Raw genomic sequence first — 23437 nt, forward strand, 5'->3', positions numbered from 1 at the left:
ACATGTCCGTGCACACCATGGAAACCCTGACGCTGTTCGACAGCGCGCCCTATCAAAACGCCTTCAACGCCAGGGTGCTTGCCGTCGGCGAGCACGGCGTCGCGCTGGAGCACACCTTGTTCTACCCCACCGGCGGTGGGCAACCGGGCGACACCGGGCACCTCACCCTGGCCGACGGCACGCGCGTGGAAGTCACCGGCACGGTGCGCGATCCGGTGCTGCGCTCGATCATCTGGCATCAGGTGGACCATTGCCCGGCGCAACTGATTGCCGGCGCCCAGGTAGACGCCGGCCTGGACTGGGAGCGGCGCTACCAGCACATGAAGATGCACACTTGCCTGCACTTGCTGTGTTCCATCATCGACGCGCCCGTCACCGGTTGCAGCATCAGCGCGGACAAGGGCCGCCTGGATTTCGACCTGCCGGAAATGACCCTGGACAAAGACAGCATCACCCGCGACCTCAACGCACTGATCGAGCAGGCGCACCCGGTGCAAACTCTGTCGATGGCCGCCACTGAGTACGCCACCCTGCTGCAGATCACCCGCACCCAGGCCGTTGCGCCGCCGGTCATCCAGGGTTCGGTGCGGGTGATTGAAATTCCCGGCATTGATATCCAGCCATGCGGCGGCACCCACGTGCTCAATACCGAGGAAATCGGTCGGGTGTTCTGCGAGAAAATGGAAAAGAAGAGCAAGCATAACCGCAGGGTGATTTTGCGGTTTGAAGGCTGAAATGTGGGAGGGGGCAAGCCCCCTCCCACATTGACCGCGTTGTTTTCTAGATCATGAACAGGTCCATGAAACGGTTGACTGGGGTAGCCTCAAGCCGTGCCTGGTCCTTGCACAGGGCAAAAATCTCGGCGCTGCGCTGCGCGGGGAAGCGCGTCGCCAGACTGGCTTTGAACTTGGCTTCCAGCAGAGGAATCCCATCCACCCGACGACGGCGATGGCCAATCGGATACTCCACCGCCACCTGCTCGGTGCAGGTGCCGTCGGTGAAGAACACCTGCACCGCGTTGGCGATGGAGCGCTTGTCGGCCTCCAAGTATTCGCGGCTGTAACGCGGGTCTTCAACGATGACCATTTTCCCGCGCAGCTCATCGATGATCGGATGGGCGGCATGGAAGGGGTCTTCATACTGTTCGGCCACCAGGTCACCGAAGGCCAGGGGCACGGCGGTCATGTATTGCAGGCAATGGTCACGGTCCGCGGCGTTGGCCAATGGGCCAACCTTGGAAATGATACGAATGGCCGACTCATGGGTGGTGATCACGATACGTTCGACTTCATGCAGGCGCTGCTTGACCTGCGGATGCAGGATGACCGCCGCTTCGCAGGCAGTCTGCGCGTGGAATTCAGCGGGAAAGCTGATCTTGAACAGCACGTTTTCCATCACGTAGGTGCCGTAGGGCTGGGACAGGCTGAACCTGCGCTGTTCTTCCGGCTTGAGGGCCAGGTCCTTGTTGGTGTGGCTGAACAAAACGTCGTAGAAGCCCCACTGCGGCGCGCTCAGTACACCGGGGATGCCCATCTCGCCACGCATCGCGATATCCGCCAGACGCACCCCGCGGCTCGACGCATCGCCCGCCGCCCAGGACTTGCGCGAACCGGCATTGGGCGCATGGCGGTACGTACGCAACGCCTGCCCGTCGACAAACGCATGGGACAAGGCAGCGAGCAGTTGTTCACGGTTGGCGCCCATCAGCTTGGCGGTGACTGCCGTCGAGGCGACTTTGACCAGCAGCACATGGTCGAGGCCGACGCGGTTGAAGGCGTTTTCCAGGGCAATCACGCCTTGGATCTCGTGGGCCATGATCATCGCTTCCAGCACCGTGCGTACGCTCAGCGGCGCGTCGCCATTGGCCACGCGTTTCTGCGACAAATGATCAGCCACCGCAAGGATGCCGCCCAGATTGTCCGAAGGATGGCCCCACTCAGCCGCAAGCCAAGTGTCGTTGTAGTCGAGCCAGCGCACGATGCAGCCGATGTCCCAGGCGGCCTTGACCGGGTCCAGCCGCAACGAAGTGCCCGGCACCCGTGCGCCGAACGGCACCACGGTGCCTTCGACGAGCGGCCCCAGGTGCTTGGTGCACTCGGGAAAGCGCAACGCCAGCAGGCCGCAGCCGAGGGTGTCCATCAGGCAGTTGCGTGCGGTGTCCAGGGCGGTTTCGGACTCGATCCGGTAAGTGAGGACATAGTCGGCAATGTCCTGCAAGACCTGGTCGTAGTCGGGGCGGTTGTTCTGGTCGACGTTGGCGCTCATGGCAGTTCTCCAAATGGGTGGTTTATTCCTCAGGGTCACGGTTGATCATCAGGGCAGGTCTGGTTGCCTGCCTTGGAATAGAAATCCATTGTGGGAGGGGACTTGCCCCCGATCGGGGTGGGTCAGTTGATGAATATGTCGACTGACACACCGCAATCGGGGGCAAGCCCCCTCCCACATTTAGAAAGCGTCGCCGGGGACGCGAACGAAACCTTCCATCAACACCCGCGCACTGCGGCTCATGATGGCTTTCTTCACCACCCACTCACCGTTGACTTGCGTCGCCTCGGCACCGACGCGCAAGGTGCCCGACGGATGGCCGAAGCGCACGGCGTTGCGCTCCACGCCACCTGCCGCCTGGTTGACCAGGGTGCCGGAAATCGCCGCCGCCGTGCCGATCGCCACCGCCGCCGTGCCCATCATGGCGTGGTGCAACTTGCCCATGGATAGGGCCCGCACCAGCAGGTCCACATCGCCAGCCTTGATCGCCTTGCCGCTGGAGGCCACGTAATCGGCAGGCTTGGCCACGAACGCAACCTTCGGCGTGTGCTGGCGCTGGGCCGCTTCGTCCAGGTGTTTGATCAGGCCCATGCGCAACGCGCCATAGGCGCGCACGGTCTCGAACATCGCCAGGGCCTGCGGGTCGCCGTTGATCGCGCCTTGCAACTCGGTGCCGGTGTAGCCCAGGTCTTGGGCATTGATGAAAATCGTCGGGATGCCGGCATTGATCAGGGTGGCCTTGAAGGTGCCGACACCCGGCACTTCCAGTTCGTCAACCAGGTTGCCGGTGGGGAACATCGAGCCGCCACCGCCCTCTTCTTCCGCCGCCGGGTCGATGAATTCCAGCTGCACTTCGGCGGCGGGAAAGGTCACGCCGTCGAGTTCGAAATCACCGGTTTCCTGCACCGCACCGTCGGTGATGGGCACGTGGGCAATGATGGTCTTGCCGATATTGGCCTGCCATATGCGCACCACGGCCACGCCGTTGTGGGGCACGCGGCCCGGGTCGACCAGGCCGGCGCTGATGGCGAACGAACCGACCGCCGCCGACAGGTTGCCGCAGTTGCCACTCCAGTCGACAAATGGCTTGTCGATGGAGACTTGGCCAAACAGGTAGTCCACGTCGTGCCCGGCACGGGTGCTCCTGGACAGGATCACGCTTTTGCTGGTGCTGGACGTGGCGCCGCCCATGCCGTCGATCTGCTTGTCATAGGGGTCGGGGCTGCCGATCACCCGCAACAACAAGGCGTCACGGGCAGGACCCGGCACCTGGGCCGATGGCGGCAGGTCCTCAAGGCTGAAGAAAACCCCCTTGCTGGTGCCGCCACGCATATAGGTGGCGGGGATCTTGATTTGCGCTGCGTGTGCCATGGTTATCCTCTTCAGGCGGTCGCCGCCGATTCCAGGAAGTCCTGGGCAAAACGTTGCAACACGCCGCCCGCCTCGTAGATCGACACTTCTTCAGCGGTGTCCAGGCGGCAGGTCACCGGCACTTCGACACGCTCGCCATTTTTGCGGTTTATCACCAGGGTCAGTTGCGCACGCGGCGTGCGTTCGCCGAGCACGTCATAGGTTTCGCTGCCGTCGATCTTGAGTGTGTGGCGGTCGGTGCCCGGCAGGAACTCCAGGGGCAATACGCCCATGCCGACCAGGTTGGTGCGGTGGATACGCTCGAAACCCTCGGCGGCGATCGCTTCCACCCCGGCCAGGCGTACGCCCTTGGCCGCCCAGTCGCGCGACGAGCCCTGGCCGTAGTCGGCACCGGCGATGATGATCAGCGGCTGCTTGCGTTCCATGTAGGTTTCGATGGCTTCCCACATCCGCGTGACCTTGCCTTCCGGCTCGATACGCGCCAGGGAGCCCTGCTTGACCTTGCCGTTTTCCTGCACCATTTCGTTGAACAGTTTCGGGTTGGCGAAGGTGGCGCGTTGCGCAGTCAGGTGATCGCCCCGGTGCGTCGCGTAGGAGTTGAAGTCAACTTCCGGCAGGCCCATTTTCGCCAGGTACTCGCCGGCGGCGCTATCGAGCATGATCGCGTTGGACGGCGACAGGTGATCGGTGGTGATGTTGTCCGGCAGCACCGCCAGCGGGCGCATGCCCTTGAGCGGACGCGCACCGGCCAATGCACCTTCCCAATACGGCGGGCGGCGAATATAGGTGCTTTGCGGGCGCCAGTCGTACAGCGGGGTGACTTTGGGGCCGGTGTCTTCGTGAATGGCGAACATCGGGATGTACACCGCGCGAAACTGCTCCGGCTTGACCGACGCCTTGACCACCGCGTCGATCTCTTCGTCGCTTGGCCAGATGTCCTGCAGGCGGATTTCCTTGCCGTCGGTATCAAGGCCCAGCACGTCTTTCTCGATATCGAACCGAATGGTGCCGGCAATCGCATAGGCCACGACCAGCGGCGGCGAAGCGAGGAAGGCTTGCTTGGCGTACGGATGAATACGCCCATCAAAGTTGCGGTTGCCCGACAGCACGGCAGTGGCGTACAAGTCGCGGTCGATGATTTCCTGCTGGATCAGCGGGTCTAGTGCGCCGGACATGCCGTTGCAAGTGGTGCAGGCAAAAGCCACCACGCCAAACCCGAGTTGTTCCAGCTCATGCCCCAGGCCTGCTTCTTCCAGGTACATGGCCACGGTTTTCGAGCCCGGCGCCAGGGACGACTTGACCCACGGCTTGCGCGTCAGCCCGAGCCTGTTGGCGTTACGCGCCAGCAGGCCGGCGGCGATCACGTTGCGCGGGTTACTGGTGTTGGTGCAGCTGGTGATGGCGGCGATGATGACGGCGCCGTCGGGCATTTGCCCTGGCACTTCGTCCCACTGCCCGCTGATGCCTTTTGACGCCAGGTCGCGGGTGGCGACACGGGCATGCGGATTGCTCGGGCCGGCCATGTTGCGCACAACGCTGGAGAGATCGAATGTCAGGCCACGCTCATAGTGCGCGGCCTTGAGATCATCGGCCCACAGACCGGTGTGACGCGCATATTGTTCGACCAGGGCGACTTGTTCGTCTTCCCGGCCAGTGAGTTTCAGGTAGGCGATGGTCTGCTGGTCGATGTAGAACATGGCCGCAGTGGCGCCGTATTCCGGGGCCATGTTGGAAATCGTCGCACGATCGCCCAGGGTCAGCGCCGATGCGCCTTCACCGAAGAACTCCAGCCACGCGCCAACGACCTTTTGTTGGCGCAGGAACTCGGTCAGCGCCAGCACCATATCGGTGGCGGTGATACCCGGCTGCAGCTTGCCGGTCAGCTCCACGCCGACGCTTTCCGGCAGGCGCATCCACGAAGCACGCCCGAGCATCACGCTTTCGGCTTCAAGGCCGCCGACCCCGATGGCGATCACGCCCAGGGCATCCACATGCGGGGTGTGGCTGTCGGTGCCGACGCACGTGTCGGGGAACGCCACGCCGTCACGTACCTGAATCACCGGGGACATTTTCTCCAGGTTGATCTGGTGCATGATGCCGTTGCCGGGCGGGATCACGTCGACGTTCTTGAAGGCCTTCTTGGTCCACTCGATAAAGTGGAAGCGATCTTCGTTGCGGCGGTCTTCGATGGCGCGGTTTTTTTCGAACGCCTGGGGGTCGGCACCACCGGCTTCGACGGCCAGGGAGTGGTCGACGATCAACTGGGTGGGCACCACCGGGTTGACCTGCGCCGGATCGCCGCCTTGCAGGGCAATGGCGTCGCGCAGACCGGCCAGGTCCACCAGTGCGGTCTGGCCAAGGATGTCATGGCAGACCACGCGGGCCGGGAACCAGGGGAAATCGAGGTCACGCCGACGTTCGATCAGTTGGCTCAGGGACGCGTTGAGGGTGGCCGGGTCGCAGCGGCGCACCAGGTTTTCCGCGAGCACGCGTGAGGTATACGGCAAGGTGGCGTAGGCGCCGGGGCTGATTGCCTCGACAGCCGCACGGGCGTCGAAGAAATCCAGGCGGCTGCCGGGGAGCGGTTTGCGAAATTCAGTGTTCATCGTCAGGACTCGGTCACGGTGATTGCAAAAGGAAGACCTACGCCGGTCGGAAAATTGAAATGCAATCCAAAAGGTGGGAGGGGGCTTGCCCCCGATGACGGTGTATCAGTCGACACATGTGCTGCATGACACACGGCTATCGGGGGCAAGCCCCCTCCCACACGTTGATCGCATTCCAGTCCCGGGTCCGTGGGCCCTCTCATTCAGCGACGTTCGATTGGCACGAACTTGCGCTGCTCAACGCCGATGTACTCGGCGCTTGGACGGATGATGCGGTTATTGGCGCGCTGCTCGAACACGTGCGCCGCCCAGCCGGTGAGCCGCGAGCAGACGAAAATCGGCGTGAACAGCTTGGTGGGAATGCCCATGAAGTGGTACGCCGAGGCATGGTAGAAATCGGCATTGGGGAACAGTTTCTTCTGGTCCCACATGGTCTTGTCGATGGCTTCGGACACCGGGAACAACACCGTGTCGCCCACCTCGTCAGCGAGTTTTTTCGACCAGCCCTTGATCACTTCGTTACGCGGGTCGCTGTCCTTGTAGATCGCGTGGCCAAAACCCATGATCTTGTCCTTGCGCGCCAGCATGCCGAGGGTGCCTTCGACGGCTTCTTCGGCCGAACCGAAACGCTCGATCATCTCCATCGCCGCTTCGTTGGCACCGCCGTGCAGCGGGCCGCGCAGGGAACCGATGGCCGCGGTGACGCAGGAATACAGGTCGGACAGAGTCGACGCACAGACCCGGGCGGTGAAGGTCGAGGCGTTGAATTCGTGTTCGGCGTAGAGGATCAGGGACACGTTCATCACTTTGACATGCAGGTCGCTCGGCTTCTTGCCATGCAGCAGGTGCAGGAAGTGCCCGCCAATGCTCGGCTCGTCGGTGACGCAGTCGATGCGTTTGCCGTCGTGGCTGAAGCGGTACCAGTAGCACATGATCGCCGGGAACGCGGCGAGCAGGCGGTCGGTGACGTCATGCTGCACGCTGAAGTCTTTTTCCGGCTCGATATTGCCCAGGAACGAACAACCGGTGCGCATCACGTCCATCGGGTGGGCGTCGGCGGGGATGCGCTCGAGCACTTCCTTCAACGCTTGCGGCAAGTCGCGCAGCTTGCCCAGCCTGGCGCTGTAGGCCGCCAGTTCGGCCTGGGTCGGCAGTTCGCCGTGCAGCAGCAGGTAGGCGACTTCTTCAAATTGTGCATCGGCGGCCAGTTCACGCACGTCATAGCCGCGATAGGTCAAGCCGGCACCGGCCTGGCCCACGGTCGACAGTGCGGTCTGCCCGGCCACCTGGCCACGCAGGCCGGCGCCACTCAATACTTTTGCTTCAGCCATGGTTCTTCTCCCATTTTATAGTTGTTCAGAGAGCCGTTATTTTTTCGCGGCAAACAGCGCGTCGAGCTTCTGCTCGAAGGTGTGGTAGTCGATACGATCGTAGAGCTCCATGCGGGTTTGCATGGTGTCGATCACATTCTGCTGCGTACCGTCGCGGCGGATGGCGGTGTACACATTCTCGGCGGCCTTGTTCATGGCGCGGAAGGCCGAGAGCGGGTACAGCACGATGGAAACATCGGCAGATTTCAACTGTTCGGTGGTGAACAGCGGGGTCGCGCCGAATTCGGTGATGTTGGCCAGGATCGGTGCTTTCACCCGCGAGGCGAACAGCTTGTACATCTCAAGTTCGGTGATGGCTTCCGGGAACACCATGTCGGCGCCGGCCTCGATGCAGGCGGCGGCGCGCTCCAGGGCGGACTCCAGACCTTCCACGGCCAGGGCGTCAGTGCGCGCCATGATCACGAAACTGTCATCGGTGCGCGCGTCCACGGCGGCCTTGATGCGGTCGACCATTTCCTGCTGGGAGACGATTTCCTTGTTAGGGCGATGGCCGCAGCGCTTGGCGCCGACCTGGTCTTCGATGTGGATGGCGGCGGCGCCGAACTTGATCATCGACTTGACGGTGCGCGCCACGTTGAACGCCGAGGAACCGAAACCGGTGTCCACGTCCACCAGCAGCGGCAGGTCGCACACATCGGTGATACGGCGTACATCGGTCAGCACGTCATCCAGGCCGGTGATGCCCAGGTCCGGTACGCCCAGGGAGCCGGCGGCCACGCCGCCGCCTGACAGGTAGATTGCCTTGAAGCCGGCGCGCTTGGCCAGCAAGGCGTGGTTAGCATTGATTGCGCCAACCACCTGCAACGGCTGTTCACTGGCGACCGCGTCACGGAAACGCTGGCCTGGGGTGCTCTTGTTCGTGGAACTCATGACTCACCTCTATTTATTGGGGAGCACCGTCCGGAAAGTGACGGGCGATGTTGCGTTTCGAAGCGCCGATATGCCGACGCATCAACAGTTCGGCCAGTTCACCGTCACGATCGGCAATCGCGTCAAGAATGCGGTGATGCTCGGCAAAGGCCTGGCGGGGACGGTTGGGGGTGGTGGAAAACTGAATGCGGTACATGCGCACCAGTTGGTACAGCTCACCGCAGAGCATCTGGGTCAGGGTGCGGTTACCGGCACCTTGAATGATCCGGTAATGAAAATCGAAGTCACCTTCCTGCTGGTAGTAGCCGACACCGGCCTGGAACGCGGCATCCCGTTCATGGGTGTGCAATACCTGGCGCAGTTCTTCGATTTCCGCGTCGGTCATGCGCTCGGCCGCCAGCCGGCAAGCCATGCCTTCCAATGACTCGCGGATTTCATACAGCTCGATCAGCTCGGCGTGACTCAATGACACCACCCGCGCGCCGACATGGGGCACCCGCACCAGCAGGCGCTGGCCTTCCAGACGGTGAATCGCCTCGCGCAACGGGCCACGGCTGATGCCGTAGGTACGCGCCAGCTCCGGTTCGGAAATCTTCGTGCCGGGGGCGATCTCGCCCTTGACGATGGCGGCCTGGATGCGCCGGAAGACGTTTTCCGACATGGTTTGGGATTCATCCGACAGCGCCGACGGAAATTCCGATTGACTCAGCATATTGTCGACACCTTTAAAAGCAATGCGGCAAAAACTAGCTAATACTCACTACTTAGTCAAAGAATAAATCAACATTGTCGACAATCTTCTAATAACCTTATTGGCCGTTGATGAGCATGGCCGCCTGCCAGCGCTGGCGCCAAAAAAGCATCATGTTAGAATGCCCGCCGCTTTTGCCTGACATCTCAAGATGAAATGGCGCACGAGGGAGCTTGCGCAGTAATGCCAGTCGCCTTGAATTTCGCACTGCATCGCCTCAGGAATTATGAGACTCAAGCCCTTCCCCCTATTGTTATGCCTATTGTCCATACCGAGCCTTGGCGTTGCCGCCGAGAAGACGGTGTATGGCCTGAACGAATACGCCAAGCTGGCGGGCATCGACCTGGAAGTCGCGGCCAAACTCGACACCGGCGCCAAGACCGCCTCGCTGAGTGCGCGCGATATCAAACGCTTCAAGCGCAACGGCGAATCCTGGGTACGCTTCTACCTGGCCATCGATACCGCCCACTCCCACCCCATCGAACGTCCCCTGGCCCGCGTCAGCAAAATCAAGCGCCGCGCCGATGACTACGACCCCGATGAGGACAAGCAGTACACCGCTCGTCCGGTGATTGCCCTGGATATCTGCATGGGCAGCGCTTTACGCAGTATCGAAGTGAACTTGACCGACCGCAGCACCTTCCAATATCCGCTGCTGATCGGCTCCGAAGCGCTCAAGCGCTTTGATGCGCTGATCGACCCCAGCCTTAAATATGCAGCAGGCAAACCTGCCTGCGCCGCCGACGCTCATACCGCCGAGTAAACCGAATGCGCTCTTTGACCCTGCACCTGAAAATCCTGATCACCCTTCTGGTGGTGCTGGGCATTTCGGTCACCGCCTACCAGATCTTCGTGCTGGGCATCCCTGTCACCGAGGACGCCACCGACGACTTGTGGAACATCGACGCCAAGGTCGAGTTCGTCGCCAATCCCAAGGACCCGGTGAAGATTTCGATGTTCGTGCCGCCGTTGAGCCGCGATTTCGTCAGCCTCAATGAGAGTTTTATCTCGAACAACTACGGGGTGAGCGTCAACCGCGCCGACGGCAACCGCAAGGTCACCTGGTCGGCGCGCCGCGCCAAGGGTAACCAGACGCTGTATTACCGCCTGGTGCTGACCAAGCGCTATAGCGGTGAAAAGGTCAAGATCAAGGGCCCGACCTTCCGCGACAGCATTGCCGTGGAAGGCCCGGAAAAAATCGCTGCCGAAGCCCTGCTCGCGCCGATTCGCCAGCACTCGGCAGACGTCGAAACGTTCATCACCGAAGCCATCAAGCGCACCAACAACCTCAGCGACGACAATGTGAAACTGCTGCTGGCGGGCGACCCGTCGACGTCGCACAAGGCCAAGATCGTCGAATTGCTGTTGTCCATCGCCCACGTTCCGGTGGAAAAGGTCCACACCATCCGCCTCGTCGCCGACCAGCCGCAATCGCCTGAACTGTGGCTGCGCAGCTTCAACGGCAACGACTGGCTGTACTTCAACCCGGAAACCGGTGAACAAGGCCTGCCCGCGGACCGCCTGCTGTGGTGGACCGGCGACGAAAACCTGATCACGGTCGATGGCGGCAAGAAAGCCATGGTCACCTTCAGCCTGAACAACAGCGAGATGAATGCCATTCGCCTGGCCAAGCTGACCGACGAAAACACCGACGCCAACTTTCTCGAATACTCGCTGTACGGCCTGCCGCTGCAAACCCAGCAGACGTTCATGATCATGGTGATGATCCCGATTGGCGTGCTGGTGATCCTGATCCTGCGCAACCTGATCGGCCTGCAGACCCTCGGCACCTTCACCCCGGTGCTGATTGCCCTGGCATTTCGCGAGACGCAACTGGGCTTCGGCATTGTGCTGTTCACCATTATTACCGCACTGGGGCTGTCGCTCAGGTCCTACCTGGAACACCTCAAGCTGCAGATGCTGCCGCGCCTGTCGGTGGTGCTGACCTTCGTGGTGGTGCTGATTGCCGCCATCAGCCTGTTCAGCCACAAGCTGGGCCTGGAGCGAGGCCTGTCGGTGGCGCTGTTCCCGATGGTGATCCTGACCATGACCATCGAACGCCTGTCGATCACCTGGGAAGAGCGCGGCGCCAACCATGCGCTGAAAGTCGCGATCGGCACGCTGTTCGCGGCCTCCCTGGCGCACATCATCATGAGCGTGCCGGAGCTGGTCTACTTCGTGTTCACCTTCCCGGCGATCCTGCTGATCCTGGTAGGTTTCATGCTGGCCATGGGGCGTTATCGCGGTTATCGCCTGACCGAGCTGGTCCGTTTCAAGGCGTTCTTGAAGGCAGACTCGTAATGTTCGGCTTCTGGAAGACCTGGAAAGCCCTGGAGGCGCGCGGGATCATGGGCATCAACCGGCGTAACGCCGACTACGTGCTCAAGTACAACAAGCGCAGCCTGTACCCGATCGTGGATGACAAGATCATCACCAAGGAGCGGGCCATGGCGGCCGGCATCCATGTGCCGCAAATGTACGGGGTGATCTCCACCGAGAAAGAAATCGACAAGCTCGACGACATTATCGGCGGGCGCAGCGACTTCGTGATCAAGCCCGCCCAGGGTGCCGGCGGCGATGGCATCCTGGTGGTGGCGGACCGTTTTGAAGGGCGCTATCGCACGGTGTCCGGCAAGATCATCAGCCATGAAGAAATCGAGCATCAGATTTCCAGCATCCTGACCGGCCTGTACTCCCTGGGCGGCCACCGCGACCGCGCCTTGATCGAATACCGCGTGGTGCCCGACCAGATCTTCAAGAGCATCAGCTACGAAGGCGTGCCGGATATCCGCATCATTGTGCTGATGGGGTATCCAGTGATGGCGATGCTGCGCTTGCCGACCCGTCAGTCCGGTGGCAAGGCCAACCTGCACCAGGGCGCGATTGGCGTGGGCGTGGACCTCGCCACCGGCCTGACCCTGCGTGGCACATGGCTGAACACCATCATCACCAAGCACCCCGATACCACCAATGCGGTGGATGGCGTGCAACTGCCCAACTGGGACGGCTTCATGAAGTTGGCGGCCGGCTGTTACGAGCTGTGCGGCCTGGGCTATATCGGCGTGGATATGGTGCTCGACCAGGAAAAAGGCCCGCTGATCCTGGAGCTGAATGCGCGGCCGGGGCTGAATATCCAGATTGCCAACGACTGCGGCCTGACCCTGCGCACCCATGCGGTGGAGGCGCGGCTGGAAGAACTGAAAGCCGCCGGCGTGACGGAAACCGTGGAAGAGCGGGTGAAGTTCGTACAGGAAATGTTCGGTCATATTCCGCCGGTGGAAGGCTGATCCGGTCTTCAAACTGTCTATCCCCGACATCCCCTCTAGGAGCAACTCCTACAGGGGACTACAATCCTCTCCCTCGCGCCACTGGCTGATCCACCCCCGCATGTCGACCTGTTCCGTACATCCGCTGCCCTATCGGGCCAACCCCGCCGAGTACTTTTCGGCGATTCGCCATGCCCCTGGCGCGGTGCTGCTCGACAGCGGCCGGCCGGCTGCCGAGCGTGGCCGTTACGACCTGCTCAGCGCCTGGCCGGAGGCGACCTTCGCGGTTGAGCCTGAGGAGCGCGGCGACAATTTCCTGCAACGCTTGCGCGATAGCCTGACGAACTTGGGCGAAGCGGCGCTGCCCGCCGGTGCAGAGCTGCCCTTTGCCGGTGGTTTGATCGGCTACCTGAGTTATGACTTCGGCCGCCACCTGGAACACATGCCCCACTTGGCGGTAGACGATTTGCACCTGCCGGACGCGCGCCTGGGCCTGTATGCCTGGGCGCTGATCAGTGATCACCAGGCGCAGACCAGCCAGCTGGTGTTTCACCCCACACTGGGCGACCGTGAGCGGCAGCGCCTGATTGCCTTGTTCAGTCGGCCATTCACTGCGTCAACGGCCAGCTTCACGCTGCAAGGCCCCATGGCGCCAGACCTCACGGCCGAGGCGTACCGCCAGGCCATCGTGCGCATCCAGGACTACATCCAGGCCGGTGACTGCTATCAGGTCAACTTCGCCCAGCGTTTTCGCGCGCCGTGCGCCGGTGATCCCTGGGTGGCTTACTGCGCATTGCGCCAAGCGTGCCCGACGCCGTTCTCCGGATTTCAGAGCCTGCCGGATCACGGTGCGGTATTGAGCCTGTCGCCCGAGCGTTTCGTGCGGATCAGCGAGCGCCATGTCGAAACCCGCCCGATCAAGGGCACCCGCCCCCGTGGCCTGACACCCCAGGAAGACGCCGCGCACGCCGACGAACTGTTGGCCAGCCCCAAGGACCGCGCGGAAAACCTGATGATCGTCGACCTGCTGCGCAACGACCTCGGCCGCAGTTGCCGAATCGGCTCGGTAAACGTACCGGAGCTGTTCAGCCTGGAAAGCTACCCCAACGTGCATCACCTGGTCAGCAGCGTCACCGGCACGCTGGCCGACGACAAGGATGCCCTCGACCTCATCGAAGGCAGCTTCCCCGGCGGTTCAATCACCGGCGCGCCGAAGATCCGCGCCATGCAGATCATCGACGAACTGGAGCCGACCCGACGTGGCTTGTACTGCGGTTCACTGATGTACCTGGACGTGCGCGGCGAAATGGACAGCTCCATTGCCATCCGCAGCCTGCTGGTCAAGGACGGGCAGGTGTGCTGCTGGGGCGGCGGCGGGATCGTGGCGGACTCCCAGTGGGAGGCGGAATATCAGGAGTCGCTGACCAAGGTACGGGTGTTGTTACACACCCTGGAAAGTTTGTAAAAGCGCAGTCCCTTCCGGGGGTTAGGCGGTGACGGAGCCGACGTCATCGGAGGCAAGCCCCCTTCCCACATTTACCCGCGTGCGTCCTGTTGGGACACGGTCGAATGTGGGAGGGGGCTTGCTCCCGATGAGGCCATCAGCCGCGCCGGATAACTTACAGGCTCAACGGCCGATTCGACGCCTTGATAAACTCCCGCTTCAAATCCTCAAACGTGTGCACGGCCGGAAACTGCGGGAATTCACGAATCACATTGTCTGGCGCATGGAACAGAATTCCGCGATCAGCCTCACCCAGCATTGTGGTGTCGTTGTAGGAGTCGCCGGCGGCAATCACGCGGTAATACAGCGTCTTGAACGCCAGCACCGACTGGCGCTTGGGGTCTTTCTGGCGCAGTTGGTAACCGACCACCCGGTCGCTTTCATCGGTAATCAGGCGGTGGCAAAGCAAGGTCGGAAAGCCCAACTGGCGCATCAGCGGCTGGGAGAACTCATAGAAGGTGTCGGAGAGAATCACCACCTGGAAGCGTTCGCGCAGCCAGTTGACGAACTCGATGGCGCCGTCCAATGGCTTGAGTGTCGCGATCACCTGCTGGATATCGGCAAGCTTGAGCCCATGCTCGTCGAGGATACGCAGGCGCTGCTGCATCAACACGTCGTAGTCGGGAATGTCACGGGTGGTGGCGCGCAGGGATTCAATACCGGTTTTTTCGGCGAAGGCGATCCAGATTTCCGGAACCAGCACCCCTTCCAGGTCGAGACAGGCAATTTCCACAAGACACTCCGTTCGTATTATTCAAGTTGAGCGAGCAAAAGGACTGCCGAACTCTAGCGATTCAAGCACGCCGCCGCAACGCAGGGCGGATTTTGATACCATCGCCGCCTATAGAGCGCTCAGCGCCACTGACCTGTAGGAACCGTCCTGATGAACCAAGCCTTCGACGTCGTTGAACTCGCCACGACCTATGCCAACAAGTCCGCCCAGGACATCCTCAAGCTGGCGTTCAGCCAGTTCGGTGACGACCTGTGGATTTCCTTCAGCGGCGCCGAAGATGTGGTGCTGGTGGACATGGCCTGGAAACTGAACAAGAACGTCAAGGTGTTCAGCCTCGACACCGGCCGGCTGCACCCGGAAACCTATCGGTTTATCGAACAGGTGCGTGACTTCTACAAGATCGACATCGAACTGATCTCGCCGGACCAGAGCAAGCTGGAACCCTTCGTCAAGGAGAAAGGCCTGTTCAGCTTCTATAAGGACGGTCATGGCGAGTGCTGCGGCATTCGCAAGATCGAACCGTTGCGCCGCAAACTCGCAGGTGTACGCGCCTGGGCCACCGGCCAGCGCCGCGATCAGAGCCCGGGCACCCGCAGTCAGGTGGCCGCGCTGGAAATTGATACGGCGTTCTCGACCCCGGAACGTACGCTGTACAAATTCAACCCGTTGGCGCAGATGACCAGTGAGGAAGTCTGGGGTTACATCCGCATGCTGGAGCTGCCTTATAACAGCTTGCATGAACGCGGCTTTATCAGCATCGGCTGCGAGCCCTGCACCCGCCCGGTATTGCCCAATCAGCACGAGCGTGAGGGCCGCTGGTGGTGGGAAGAGGCCACGCAGAAGGAATGCGGGCTGCATGCGGGGAACATCATCAGCAAGGCTTGAAGTTGATGCGGTAAAACATGTGGGAGGGGGCTTGCCCCCGATGAGGGAGTGTCAGTAGGCACATCTGTAACTGGCCCCCTGCAATCGGGGGCAAGCCCCCTCCCACATTGGATTCGCGTTGGCGATTAGAATGTACACACACCTGTAACCATCGGTGCCATTTATGTGTGCAATCGAACTCGAAGCGCACCAAAACGTAACACTTCCTTTCTAAATTTTTCCGCTCCCCTGGTTCAATCCCCCTCGTTGAGAAAATAAATAGCTGTTCGAACGGTCAATTTATATCGCTTTAAATTCAGCCATTTATTTAATATCCAATAAAAACGAAATTAACCACGCCGTTCATAGATCGAAAACTGGCACGCATGTGGCTTAAGGGTAGTTACGCTTTGTATACAATAAATACAAAACCTACATACACTTTGCCATCTGCCGCATTGCTGCGGATGTGCTGGAGCCCGCCGGAATGCGTACAAGCCTCTCGAATAACATCGCATTGGATCTGCCCTCCTCCGCCCTCAATCCCGAGGCAGCCAGCCCCGGCCCGCTGGTTCTCAGCCCACGCCTGCACAACAAGGACCTGGCGCCGACCAAGGCCGAAGGGCGTCGCTGGGGGCGCTACAGCATCTTTGCGCTGTGGACCAATGACGTGCACAACATCGCCAACTATTCATTCGCCATAGGCTTGTATGCATTGGGCCTGGGCGGTTGGCAGATTCTGCTGTCACTGGGGATAGGCGCGGCACTGGTGTACTTTTTCATGAACCTGTCGGGGTACATGGGCCAGAAGACCGGCGTGCCGTTCCCGGTAATCAGCCGTATCAGCTTCGGTATCCATGGCGCTCAGATTCCGGCGTTGATTCGTGCGGTGATTGCGATTGCCTGGTTCGGCATCCAGACCTACCTGGCATCGGTGGTTTTCCGGGTGCTGCTGACGGCGATTCATCCAGGGTTTGCCGACTACGACCACAACTCGATTCTCGGCCTGTCATCGCTCGGCTGGGCGTGTTTCGTGGCGATCTGGCTGGTGCAATTGGTGATCCTGGCCTATGGCATGGAAATGGTACGTCGCTATGAAGGATTCGCCGGACCGGTGATTCTGCTCACCGTGGCCTCGCTGGCCGGCTGGATGTACTTCCAGGCAGGCGGCCACATTGCCTGGTCGATCCGCGAACCGCTGAGCGGCGGCGAGATGTGGCGCAATATCTTTGCCGGAGGCGCGCTGTGGCTGGCGATCTACGGCACGCTGATCCTCAACTTCTGCGACTTCGCACGCTCTTCGCCCTGCCGCAGGACGATCCTGGTGGGTAATTTCTGGGGCCTGCCGGTGAATATTCTGGTGTTCGCCGCCATCACCGTGCTGCTGTGCGGCGGGCAGTTCCAGCTCAATGGCCGGGTGATCGAAAGCCCGACCGAAATCATCGCCGCCATTCCCAATACCTTCTTTCTTGTGCTCGGCTGCCTGGCCTTCCTGATCGTCACGGTGGCGGTGAACATCATGGCCAACTTCGTCGCCCCGGCGTTTGTACTGAGCAACCTGGCGCCCAGGTACCTGAACTTCCGTCGCGCCGGGCTGATCAGCGCCACCGTCGCGGTGTTGATCTTGCCGTGGAATCTCTACAACAGCCCGTTGGTGATCGTGTATTTCCTGTCCGGCCTGGGCGCACTGCTGGGGCCGTTGTATGGGGTGATCATGGTCGACTACTGGCTGATCCGCAAAAGCCAGGTGGATGTACCGCAACTCTACAGCGAAGACGCGCAGGGGGTTTATTACTACAGCCGGGGCGTGAACCTGCGCGCGGTGGCGGCGTTCGTTCCGGCAGCGGTGATTGCCATCCTGCTGGCGTTGTTGCCCGGGTTTGCCAGCGTTTCGCCGTTCTCCTGGCTGTTTGGCGCTGGTATTGCAGGGTTGCTCTACCTGCTGATCGCCAAGCGCCAGCCGTTCTACGCCGATGTCAGCGGCGAAAGCATTGCCGTCGATAACGTCAGTCATTAAACAAGGACATTCCATGCGAATCCTCGTGGTCAACGTCAACACCACCGAATCCATCACCCAGACTATCGCTGAGCAGGCCAGAAGCGTGGCCTCGCCGGGCACCGAGATTGTGGGGCTGACCCCCTACTTCGGGGCCGAGTCGGTGGAGGGCAACTTTGAAAGCTACCTGGCCGCCATCGCCGTAATGGACCGCGTAATGGCCTACGACCAGCCGTTTGATGCAGTGATCCAGGCCGGCTACGGCGAGCATGGCCGCGAAGGCTTGCAGGAATTGCTCAACGTGCCGGTGGTGGATATCACCGAGGCCGCGGCCAGCACGGCGATGTTCCTGGGCCATGCCTACTCGGTGGTGACCACCCTGGACCGCACCGTGCCACTGATCGAAGACCGACTGAAACTCGCCGGCCTGTACCAGCGCTGCGCCTCGGTGCGGGCCAGCGGCATGGCGGTGCTGGAGTTGGAAGAAGACCCGGTGGCGGCCATGGAAGCGATCGTGCGCCAGGCGGAACTGGCCATCCTTGAGGACAAGGCGGAAGTGATCTGCCTGGGCTGCGGCGGCATGGCCGGGCTGGACGAGCAGATTCGCCAGCGCACCGGGGTGCCGGTGGTGGACGGGGTGACGGCGGCGGTGACGATCGCTGAGTCGCTGGTGCGGTTGGGGTTGTCGACGTCCAAGGTCAGGACCTATGCGGCGCCAAGGCCGAAGAAAATCCTGGGCTGGCCCGGCAAGTTCGGCCACTGAAGATCAACTGTGGGAGGGGCTTGCCCCCTCCCACACTTGGAATTCTGTTTACTTTGCGACCGCACTGAATCTGCGGCCCAATTGCTGCTCGGAAAACTGCTCGATCACAAAATCCACAAACGCCCGGGTCTTGCCGGGCAGCAACTTGTGCTCGGCGTAGTAGATGGAGATATTGCCGTCATCTACATACCAGTCCGGCAACACCCGCACCACCGCGCCGCTGTCGAGGAACGGCACGGCCATCGGCAGGCTGACCAGCGCAATGCCCAGGCCCTGGGCGCTGGCGCAGCAGGCGGCCTCGGAATCACTCATGGTCATGGCGGGCTTGAGCAGCAGTGGGCTGTGCTCGCGCTCGCGGTGGGTCAGTTGCCATGAGCGCACCCGGCCTGTCTGCGGCGAGCGGATCAGGATGCCGTGGCAGCGCGACAAATCCTCGGGCGCACGCACTGCGGGGTGTTGCGCCAGATAAGCCGGCGACGCCACCAGTACCCGGTGCGCCGGGGTCAACGTGCGCGCCACCACGCCCTGGGGCAGTTCAAAGCCACCGCCAATGGCGGCGTCGAAGCCCTGGCCGATCAAGTCCACCTGGCGGTTATCGAAGTGCCAATCCGGGCTGATCGCCGGAAAGCGCCGCATGAATTCACCCAGCAACGGCATCACATAGCGATTGCCAAACACCGTACCCATGCTCACCTTCAGCGTGCCCACCGGTCGCCCCTCGGCGCTGGCCAGGTTGGCCACGGCGTTCTGAATCGTCGTGAGGCTCCCGCTGACTTCGCCCAGGAACAGCTTGCCGGCTTCGGTCAGGGTCAGGCGCCGGGTGCTGCGCTGAAACAGCCTGACGCCCAGGCGCGCTTCCAGTTTGGCCACGCTTTTACCGACCGCCGCCGGCGTCAGGCTGAGGTGTCGCGCAGCCTCGGCGAAGCTGCCCCCCTCGGCGCTGCGCACAAAGCATTCGATACTGCCAAAGCTCTCCATGACCCGCCACTCTAAACTTTTGGTTTACACAGACTATAGCAATCACGCTCTACCGGCCTGGTCGCGTGAGGCCGATACTCGGCTCATCAACTACTTGGAGATCGACATGACTACTGCAACCCTCACTGGCAAAGTCGCCTTGGTTCAAGGCGGTTCCCGTGGCATCGGCGCGGCCATCGTCAAGCGCCTGGCTGCGCAGGGCGCTGCCGTTGCCTTTACCTACGTCAGCTCGGCCGCCAAGGCGCAAGCCTTGCAGGACAGCGTGATCAGCGCAGGCGGCAAAGCCCTGGCAATCCACGCCGACAGCGCCGATGCCACAGCGATTCGCACGGCGGTCAACGCCACCGTCGAGGCGTTCGGGCGCCTGGATATCCTGGTGAACAACGCCGGCGTGCTGGCTATCGCCCCGCTGGAAGATTTCAAGCTTGAAGACTTCGACCAGACCTTGGCGGTCAATGTACGCAGCGTCTTTATTGCCACCCAGGAAGCCGCCAGACATATGGGCGAAGGTGGCCGCGTAATCAATATCGGCAGCACCAACGCCGAGCGCATGCCGTTTGGCGGTGGCGGCCCGTATGCGATGAGCAAGGCGGCGCTGGTAGGTTTGACCAAGGGGTTGGCGCGAGACCTGGGGCCACGAGGTATCACCATCAACAACGTGCAGCCAGGCCCGGTGGATACGGATATGAACCCGGCGAACAGTGAGTTTGCCGAGAGCCTGATCGGGCTAATGGCGGTGGGGCGCTATGGCCATGTGGAGGAGATTGCCAGTTTTGTGGCCTATCTTGCCGGGCCGGAAGCGGGCTATATCACCGGTGCCAGCCTGACCATCGATGGGGGGTTCAGCGCCTGAGATTTTTACAACACTGCATAGGCTTGCCCTAATGCCGTCTGTAGGAGCGAGCTTGCTCGCTCCTACAAAGGGCGGTGTACGCTTAACCAACTGGCAAGCCCCCCACATTTTCAGCCCTGTGCTGAATCAGGACATGGGTGGCAAGCCATAGGCCGCCAGATCAAAGTCCGCCAGTTTGCGGATGATCTGGTCGGCATGCTGATATTTACTGTCAGCCATGGCTTCATCGGGCACGGCGATGGCGGTCATGTGCGCCGCTTTCGCCGCCGTCACGCCGAACGGCGAGTCCTCGAACACCAGGCAATCCTCAGGCGCCACGCCCAGGCGACGCGCTGCGGTGAGGAAGATATCCGGCGCAGGCTTGGCGGCGCCGACTTCCGGGTCGTCGGCGGTGACGATGGTGTCGAACAGGCCAAACCACTCGCGGTGCAAGGTGGTCTTGTGGCCGAACGAATTGCGCGACGAACTGGTGCCCACGGCAATCGGAATGTGATGCGCCTTCAAATGCCGCACCAACGCCTCGGCGCCAGGCATGCCCAGGGCCTTGGGGAAACGCTCGCTCATCAGCGGCTCGCGAATCTCGAGAAACTCGGCCGGTGTGATCGGCAGGTCCAGCGCCTTGACGACGTAGTCGGCCAGGTCCTGTGCACCGCGCCCGATGATGTGCTGCTTGATGCTCCAGTCATAGGTGCGGCCGTAGCGTTCGGCAATAATTTGCGTGACTTCGGTGTAGATGCCTTCGGTATCCAGCAACAACCCGTCCATGTCGAAAATCACAGCCTTGATCGGGACAGCGGTACGCGGTGCGTTCATCACAACAGAAACCCTGGGGGGAAGACTAAAAGGATTCAGCACAATAGCGGCCCTGGTTGCCTGCAAGCAACCTTGGTGAAGCCCCGATAAGGCATTCATACCAAGCAACAGTTTTATCCGCTGGCGCGCCCGCGGCCGTCTAGGGTTTGTGAGTGAACAGTGATCTGCCTTTGACTACAATCTGAAAATGCACCTTGCAAACCTTATAAAAGACTTATTAACCTCCAATGAATTAGATCCACTGGACCCGCAAATCGGTCAAACAACTGCTTCGGTTGCATACCTACCATCAGCAACAGGTACGCAATGCGGTGTCAGCGCTTGAGCGCATGCCCGATGCAGTCAACGTCAAGGCGTTGGTTAACCACCCACACGGCTATCGGTTGCGGGTAGGTAATTACCGCGTCCTTTTCGACTGGGACGGCGACATCCATGTGGTCAGCATTCAAGAGGTCAAGAAACGTGACGAACGAACCTACTGCCGTACAGATCATCCACAATATCGAGGGCAAGCCAGCCTTTGTGGTGATCCCCTATGAACATTACCTGGCCCGGCAAAACGACCCGAACCTGATTCCCCACGCTGTCGTCAGCCGCCTGGTAGAGGGAGCGACACCCATACGGGCCTGGCGCGAGCACTTGAACCTCACCCAGGATGAAGTTGCCAAGCGCCTGGGCATTTCACAATCGGCATTCGCCCAGCAAGAAGCGGTCACCAAACCACGTCGAACCACCCGGGAAAAAATCGCCAAGGCCTTTGGCATAAACGCCTGTCAACTTGAGTTATAACCTCATCCCCAAAGCCCGCGCCTTCGACGCCCTCAAAGCGAACCCAAGCATGCTCTACCGTCTAGCCGCCGACAGCCTGGTGCTGTTCCATTTATGCTTCATCCTGTTCGTGTTGTTCGGTGGCCTGTTGGCGCTCAAATGGCGACCGCTGATCTGGCTGCACCTGCCCGCAGCCGCCTGGGGCGTTGCCGTCGAGGTGTTTCATCTGCCCTGCCCGCTCACCCGCTGGGAAAACCTGTTGCGCCACATGGCTGGGCAGGAGGGTTATGGCGCAGGCTTCATCGAACATTACATCCTCGCGCTGATTTACCCGGCCGGGCTCACGCCGCAGATCCAGCTGGGCCTGGGCGCGCTGGTGCTGTTGATCAACATTGTGGTGTATGGGCGCCTGATCCAGCGTCATCGACAGGCTTGAGACAGCCGCACTGGTGAAGAATCAGGCTCCCTCTGCCCTCTTCATAGACGCCGCCATGTCCGAAGCCTTCGAAGTCCCCAGCCCCCACGAAAAACACCTCGAACACACCACCGAATACGCCCACGGCCAGGGCGACACCTTTGCCAGCCGTATCGCGGTGATGACCGCCATCATGGCCACCGTTGGCGCCATGCTCAGCTACCAGGCCGGCTCCAGCGAAAGTGAGGCGGCGATGGACAAGAACAACGCCGCGATCATCAAGACCGAAGCCGCCAACCAGTGGAATTACTACCAGGCCAAATCCAGCCGCCAGAACCTGGCGGAACTGGCCACGCATATTCCCGGTGTGGATGCCGCCCACTACAACGACGAAATCCAGCGCTATAAAAGCCAGAAAGAAGACGTGCGCAAGCAAGCCGAGAAGCTTGAAGCCACCTCCCTGGAATGGGACCGCAAATCCGAGGAAGCGCTGCACCAGCACCATCGCTGGGCCCAGGCGATGACGGCGATTCAGATCGCGATCTCACTGGCGGCAATTACCTTGCTCACGCGCAAGGAATGGCTCAAGCGCATGGCGTACACGGCCGGCGGCGTGGCCATGGTACTCGGCAGCCTGGCCTGGCTGCATCTCTGACGGTGGGCGGGGCTTGGCCTAATACCGTCTGTAGGAGCGAGCTTGCTCGCTCCTACAAAAAGCCTAACTGACTGGCATTAGGGCTTGCCCCCGGATGGCGGCCTGATCGTCTACACAAACCTTGGCGCACTGATTTCAATCCGCCATCTGAGCGATTAAAGTGTCGCGCCTCGAGAATTGAGTCTCGAGATTCAGCCCATGGAGTTACGCGTGAAGTACGTCAGTAAAGTAGTTGCAGCAGCCGTTCTTGGTCTCACCCTGGCAGGTTGCACCGGCACCGCCATGAAAACCCAGCAATACGACGCCAGCCAATACACCGTGCTGGGCCACAGCGAAGCCAGCGCCACCGGCATCATGCTGCTGGGCGTTATCCCGATCGGCCAGAACAGCCGCTTCGTGCGCGCTCAGGATGCAGCCATCAAGGCCAAAGGCGGCGACGCGATGATCAACACCCAAGTCCAGGAAAAATGGTTCTGGGCCTGGGTCCTCAATGGCTACACCACCAAGATTTCCGGTGATGTGATCAAGTTGAAAACCGCGCAATAAGTATCCGGCTGCCAGAGCGCTGAGCCTGG

Annotated in this window: 22 protein-coding genes and 1 pseudogene; 14 read left to right on the plus strand and 9 right to left on the minus strand. The window is 61.2% G+C overall.

Annotated elements, in window-relative coordinates; genetic code table 11:
• Nucleotides 1-2 precede the first annotated feature (2 nt).
• Nucleotides 3-734, plus strand: a complete 732-nt coding sequence (locus tag BOP93_RS19795; protein ID WP_104504362.1) for an alanyl-tRNA editing protein — start codon at nt 3-5, stop codon at nt 732-734.
• 46 nt (nt 735-780) lie between these two features.
• Here BOP93_RS19795 and prpD read toward each other — a convergent pair whose 3' ends face one another.
• From prpD to BOP93_RS19825, 6 genes are all read right to left on the minus strand, one after another.
• Entirely contained in the window at nt 781-2265 is a 1485-nt protein-coding gene (prpD, locus tag BOP93_RS19800; RefSeq protein WP_104504363.1) for a 2-methylcitrate dehydratase, read from the minus strand.
• A 180-nt stretch (nt 2266-2445) separates the two neighbouring features.
• Nucleotides 2446-3636 (minus strand): 2-methylaconitate cis-trans isomerase PrpF, encoded by a 1191-nt coding sequence (prpF, locus tag BOP93_RS19805; RefSeq protein WP_104504364.1) that lies wholly within the window; start codon nt 3634-3636, stop codon nt 2446-2448.
• Nucleotides 3637-3647: 11 nt separating this feature from the next.
• Nucleotides 3648-6242 (minus strand): Fe/S-dependent 2-methylisocitrate dehydratase AcnD, encoded by a 2595-nt coding sequence (gene acnD / locus BOP93_RS19810; RefSeq protein ID WP_104504365.1) that lies wholly within the window; start codon nt 6240-6242, stop codon nt 3648-3650.
• Nucleotides 6243-6445: 203 nt separating this feature from the next.
• Entirely contained in the window at nt 6446-7573 is a 1128-nt protein-coding gene (gene prpC / locus BOP93_RS19815) for a bifunctional 2-methylcitrate synthase/citrate synthase (protein WP_104504366.1), read from the minus strand.
• Nucleotides 7574-7609: 36 nt separating this feature from the next.
• On the minus strand, nt 7610-8503 hold the full coding sequence (prpB, locus tag BOP93_RS19820) for a methylisocitrate lyase (RefSeq protein ID WP_057721179.1): 894 nt from the start codon (nt 8501-8503) through the stop codon (nt 7610-7612).
• 13 nt (nt 8504-8516) lie between these two features.
• A complete protein-coding gene (locus BOP93_RS19825) occupies nt 8517-9215 on the minus strand; it encodes a GntR family transcriptional regulator (RefSeq protein ID WP_104504367.1) in 699 nt (232 codons plus the stop codon).
• Nucleotides 9216-9480: 265 nt separating this feature from the next.
• Here BOP93_RS19825 and BOP93_RS19830 point away from each other — a divergent pair, with 265 nt between their 5' ends.
• The 4 genes from BOP93_RS19830 to pabB all read left to right on the plus strand — a co-directional run bounded on the left by BOP93_RS19830 (nt 9481) and on the right by pabB (nt 13985).
• Nucleotides 9481-10017, plus strand: a complete 537-nt coding sequence (locus BOP93_RS19830) for an ATP-dependent zinc protease family protein (RefSeq protein WP_057721177.1) — start codon at nt 9481-9483, stop codon at nt 10015-10017.
• A gap of 5 nt (nt 10018-10022) precedes the next feature.
• Complete coding sequence (locus tag BOP93_RS19835) at nt 10023-11555, plus strand: inactive transglutaminase family protein (RefSeq protein ID WP_104504368.1); 1533 nt, start codon at nt 10023-10025, stop codon at nt 11553-11555.
• Nucleotides 11555-12541, plus strand: coding sequence for an alpha-L-glutamate ligase-like protein (locus tag BOP93_RS19840; protein WP_065887830.1), 987 nt, complete (start codon nt 11555-11557; stop codon nt 12539-12541). The genes BOP93_RS19835 and BOP93_RS19840 overlap by 1 nt, the downstream gene beginning before the upstream one ends.
• A gap of 100 nt (nt 12542-12641) precedes the next feature.
• Nucleotides 12642-13985 (plus strand): aminodeoxychorismate synthase component I, encoded by a 1344-nt coding sequence (gene pabB, locus BOP93_RS19845; protein ID WP_104504369.1) that lies wholly within the window; start codon nt 12642-12644, stop codon nt 13983-13985.
• 154 nt (nt 13986-14139) lie between these two features.
• Here pabB and thrH read toward each other — a convergent pair whose 3' ends face one another.
• A complete protein-coding gene (gene thrH, locus BOP93_RS19850) occupies nt 14140-14757 on the minus strand; it encodes a bifunctional phosphoserine phosphatase/homoserine phosphotransferase ThrH (protein ID WP_065887826.1) in 618 nt (205 codons plus the stop codon).
• Between the two features lie 150 nt (nt 14758-14907).
• Here thrH and BOP93_RS19855 point away from each other — a divergent pair, with 150 nt between their 5' ends.
• From BOP93_RS19855 to BOP93_RS19865, 3 genes are all read left to right on the plus strand, one after another.
• The gene (locus BOP93_RS19855) at nt 14908-15642 is read left to right on the plus strand and encodes a phosphoadenylyl-sulfate reductase (RefSeq protein WP_065949848.1); all 735 of its coding nucleotides are present in this window, start codon (nt 14908-14910) and stop codon (nt 15640-15642) included.
• Between the two features lie 466 nt (nt 15643-16108).
• Nucleotides 16109-17638, plus strand: a complete 1530-nt coding sequence (locus BOP93_RS19860) for an NCS1 family nucleobase:cation symporter-1 (protein WP_104504370.1) — start codon at nt 16109-16111, stop codon at nt 17636-17638.
• A gap of 13 nt (nt 17639-17651) precedes the next feature.
• The gene (locus tag BOP93_RS19865) at nt 17652-18380 is read left to right on the plus strand and encodes an aspartate/glutamate racemase family protein (protein ID WP_104504371.1); all 729 of its coding nucleotides are present in this window, start codon (nt 17652-17654) and stop codon (nt 18378-18380) included.
• 48 nt (nt 18381-18428) lie between these two features.
• On the opposite strand, the gene BOP93_RS19870 is transcribed toward BOP93_RS19865, so the two are convergent.
• Entirely contained in the window at nt 18429-19358 is a 930-nt protein-coding gene (locus tag BOP93_RS19870) for a LysR family transcriptional regulator (protein WP_104504372.1), read from the minus strand.
• 106 nt (nt 19359-19464) lie between these two features.
• Between BOP93_RS19870 and BOP93_RS19875 the strand changes: the two genes are divergently transcribed.
• Nucleotides 19465-20211 (plus strand): 3-oxoacyl-ACP reductase family protein, encoded by a 747-nt coding sequence (locus BOP93_RS19875; RefSeq protein ID WP_104504373.1) that lies wholly within the window; start codon nt 19465-19467, stop codon nt 20209-20211.
• 126 nt (nt 20212-20337) lie between these two features.
• On the opposite strand, the gene BOP93_RS19880 is transcribed toward BOP93_RS19875, so the two are convergent.
• Entirely contained in the window at nt 20338-21024 is a 687-nt protein-coding gene (locus BOP93_RS19880; protein WP_104504374.1) for an HAD-IA family hydrolase, read from the minus strand.
• A gap of 236 nt (nt 21025-21260) precedes the next feature.
• On the opposite strand from BOP93_RS19880, the pseudogene BOP93_RS19885 reads away from it, so the two are divergent.
• The 5 genes and pseudogenes from BOP93_RS19885 to BOP93_RS19905 all read left to right on the plus strand — a co-directional run.
• Nucleotides 21261-21503 (plus strand): annotated as a pseudogene (locus tag BOP93_RS19885) (type II toxin-antitoxin system RelE family toxin); the annotation flags it as partial.
• Nucleotides 21457-21813, plus strand: a complete 357-nt coding sequence (locus BOP93_RS19890; RefSeq protein ID WP_104504375.1) for a helix-turn-helix domain-containing protein — start codon at nt 21457-21459, stop codon at nt 21811-21813. The pseudogene BOP93_RS19885 and the gene BOP93_RS19890, both read left to right, overlap by 47 nt.
• 49 nt (nt 21814-21862) lie before the next feature.
• Entirely contained in the window at nt 21863-22228 is a 366-nt protein-coding gene (locus tag BOP93_RS19895; protein ID WP_104504376.1) for a DUF2784 domain-containing protein, read from the plus strand.
• Between the two features lie 55 nt (nt 22229-22283).
• Complete coding sequence (locus BOP93_RS19900) at nt 22284-22862, plus strand: DUF4337 domain-containing protein (protein ID WP_104504377.1); 579 nt, start codon at nt 22284-22286, stop codon at nt 22860-22862.
• Nucleotides 22863-23072: 210 nt separating this feature from the next.
• The gene (locus BOP93_RS19905; RefSeq protein WP_065937034.1) at nt 23073-23408 is read left to right on the plus strand and encodes a hypothetical protein; all 336 of its coding nucleotides are present in this window, start codon (nt 23073-23075) and stop codon (nt 23406-23408) included.
• The last annotated feature ends 29 nt before the right edge of the window (nt 23409-23437 follow it).

The organism is Pseudomonas orientalis, from assembly GCF_002934065.1.
Classification (GTDB): Bacteria; Pseudomonadota; Gammaproteobacteria; order Pseudomonadales; family Pseudomonadaceae; genus Aquipseudomonas; species Aquipseudomonas orientalis_A.

What these genes read in the sequence shown, in the direction of transcription:
- BOP93_RS19795 (WP_104504362.1), top strand. Translation starts at nt 3, where the DNA reads ATGTCCGTGCACACCATGGAAACCCTGACGCTGTTCGACAGCGCGCCC.
- prpD (WP_104504363.1), bottom strand. Translation starts at nt 2,265, where the DNA reads ATGAGCGCCAACGTCGACCAGAACAACCGCCCCGACTACGACCAGGTC.
- prpF (WP_104504364.1), bottom strand. Translation starts at nt 3,636, where the DNA reads ATGGCACACGCAGCGCAAATCAAGATCCCCGCCACCTATATGCGTGGC.
- acnD (WP_104504365.1), bottom strand. Translation starts at nt 6,242, where the DNA reads ATGAACACTGAATTTCGCAAACCGCTCCCCGGCAGCCGCCTGGATTTC.
- prpC (WP_104504366.1), bottom strand. Translation starts at nt 7,573, where the DNA reads ATGGCTGAAGCAAAAGTATTGAGTGGCGCCGGCCTGCGTGGCCAGGTG.
- prpB (WP_057721179.1), bottom strand. Translation starts at nt 8,503, where the DNA reads ATGAGTTCCACGAACAAGAGCACCCCAGGCCAGCGTTTCCGTGACGCG.
- BOP93_RS19825 (WP_104504367.1), bottom strand. Translation starts at nt 9,215, where the DNA reads ATGCTGAGTCAATCGGAATTTCCGTCGGCGCTGTCGGATGAATCCCAA.
- BOP93_RS19830 (WP_057721177.1), top strand. Translation starts at nt 9,481, where the DNA reads ATGAGACTCAAGCCCTTCCCCCTATTGTTATGCCTATTGTCCATACCG.
- BOP93_RS19835 (WP_104504368.1), top strand. Translation starts at nt 10,023, where the DNA reads ATGCGCTCTTTGACCCTGCACCTGAAAATCCTGATCACCCTTCTGGTG.
- BOP93_RS19840 (WP_065887830.1), top strand. Translation starts at nt 11,555, where the DNA reads ATGTTCGGCTTCTGGAAGACCTGGAAAGCCCTGGAGGCGCGCGGGATC.
- pabB (WP_104504369.1), top strand. Translation starts at nt 12,642, where the DNA reads ATGTCGACCTGTTCCGTACATCCGCTGCCCTATCGGGCCAACCCCGCC.
- BOP93_RS19855 (WP_065949848.1), top strand. Translation starts at nt 14,908, where the DNA reads ATGAACCAAGCCTTCGACGTCGTTGAACTCGCCACGACCTATGCCAAC.
- BOP93_RS19860 (WP_104504370.1), top strand. Translation starts at nt 16,109, where the DNA reads ATGCGTACAAGCCTCTCGAATAACATCGCATTGGATCTGCCCTCCTCC.
- BOP93_RS19865 (WP_104504371.1), top strand. Translation starts at nt 17,652, where the DNA reads ATGCGAATCCTCGTGGTCAACGTCAACACCACCGAATCCATCACCCAG.
- BOP93_RS19870 (WP_104504372.1), bottom strand. Translation starts at nt 19,358, where the DNA reads ATGGAGAGCTTTGGCAGTATCGAATGCTTTGTGCGCAGCGCCGAGGGG.
- BOP93_RS19875 (WP_104504373.1), top strand. Translation starts at nt 19,465, where the DNA reads ATGACTACTGCAACCCTCACTGGCAAAGTCGCCTTGGTTCAAGGCGGT.
- BOP93_RS19880 (WP_104504374.1), bottom strand. Translation starts at nt 21,024, where the DNA reads ATGAACGCACCGCGTACCGCTGTCCCGATCAAGGCTGTGATTTTCGAC.
- BOP93_RS19890 (WP_104504375.1), top strand. Translation starts at nt 21,457, where the DNA reads ATGTGGTCAGCATTCAAGAGGTCAAGAAACGTGACGAACGAACCTACT.
- BOP93_RS19895 (WP_104504376.1), top strand. Translation starts at nt 21,863, where the DNA reads ATGCTCTACCGTCTAGCCGCCGACAGCCTGGTGCTGTTCCATTTATGC.
- BOP93_RS19900 (WP_104504377.1), top strand. Translation starts at nt 22,284, where the DNA reads ATGTCCGAAGCCTTCGAAGTCCCCAGCCCCCACGAAAAACACCTCGAA.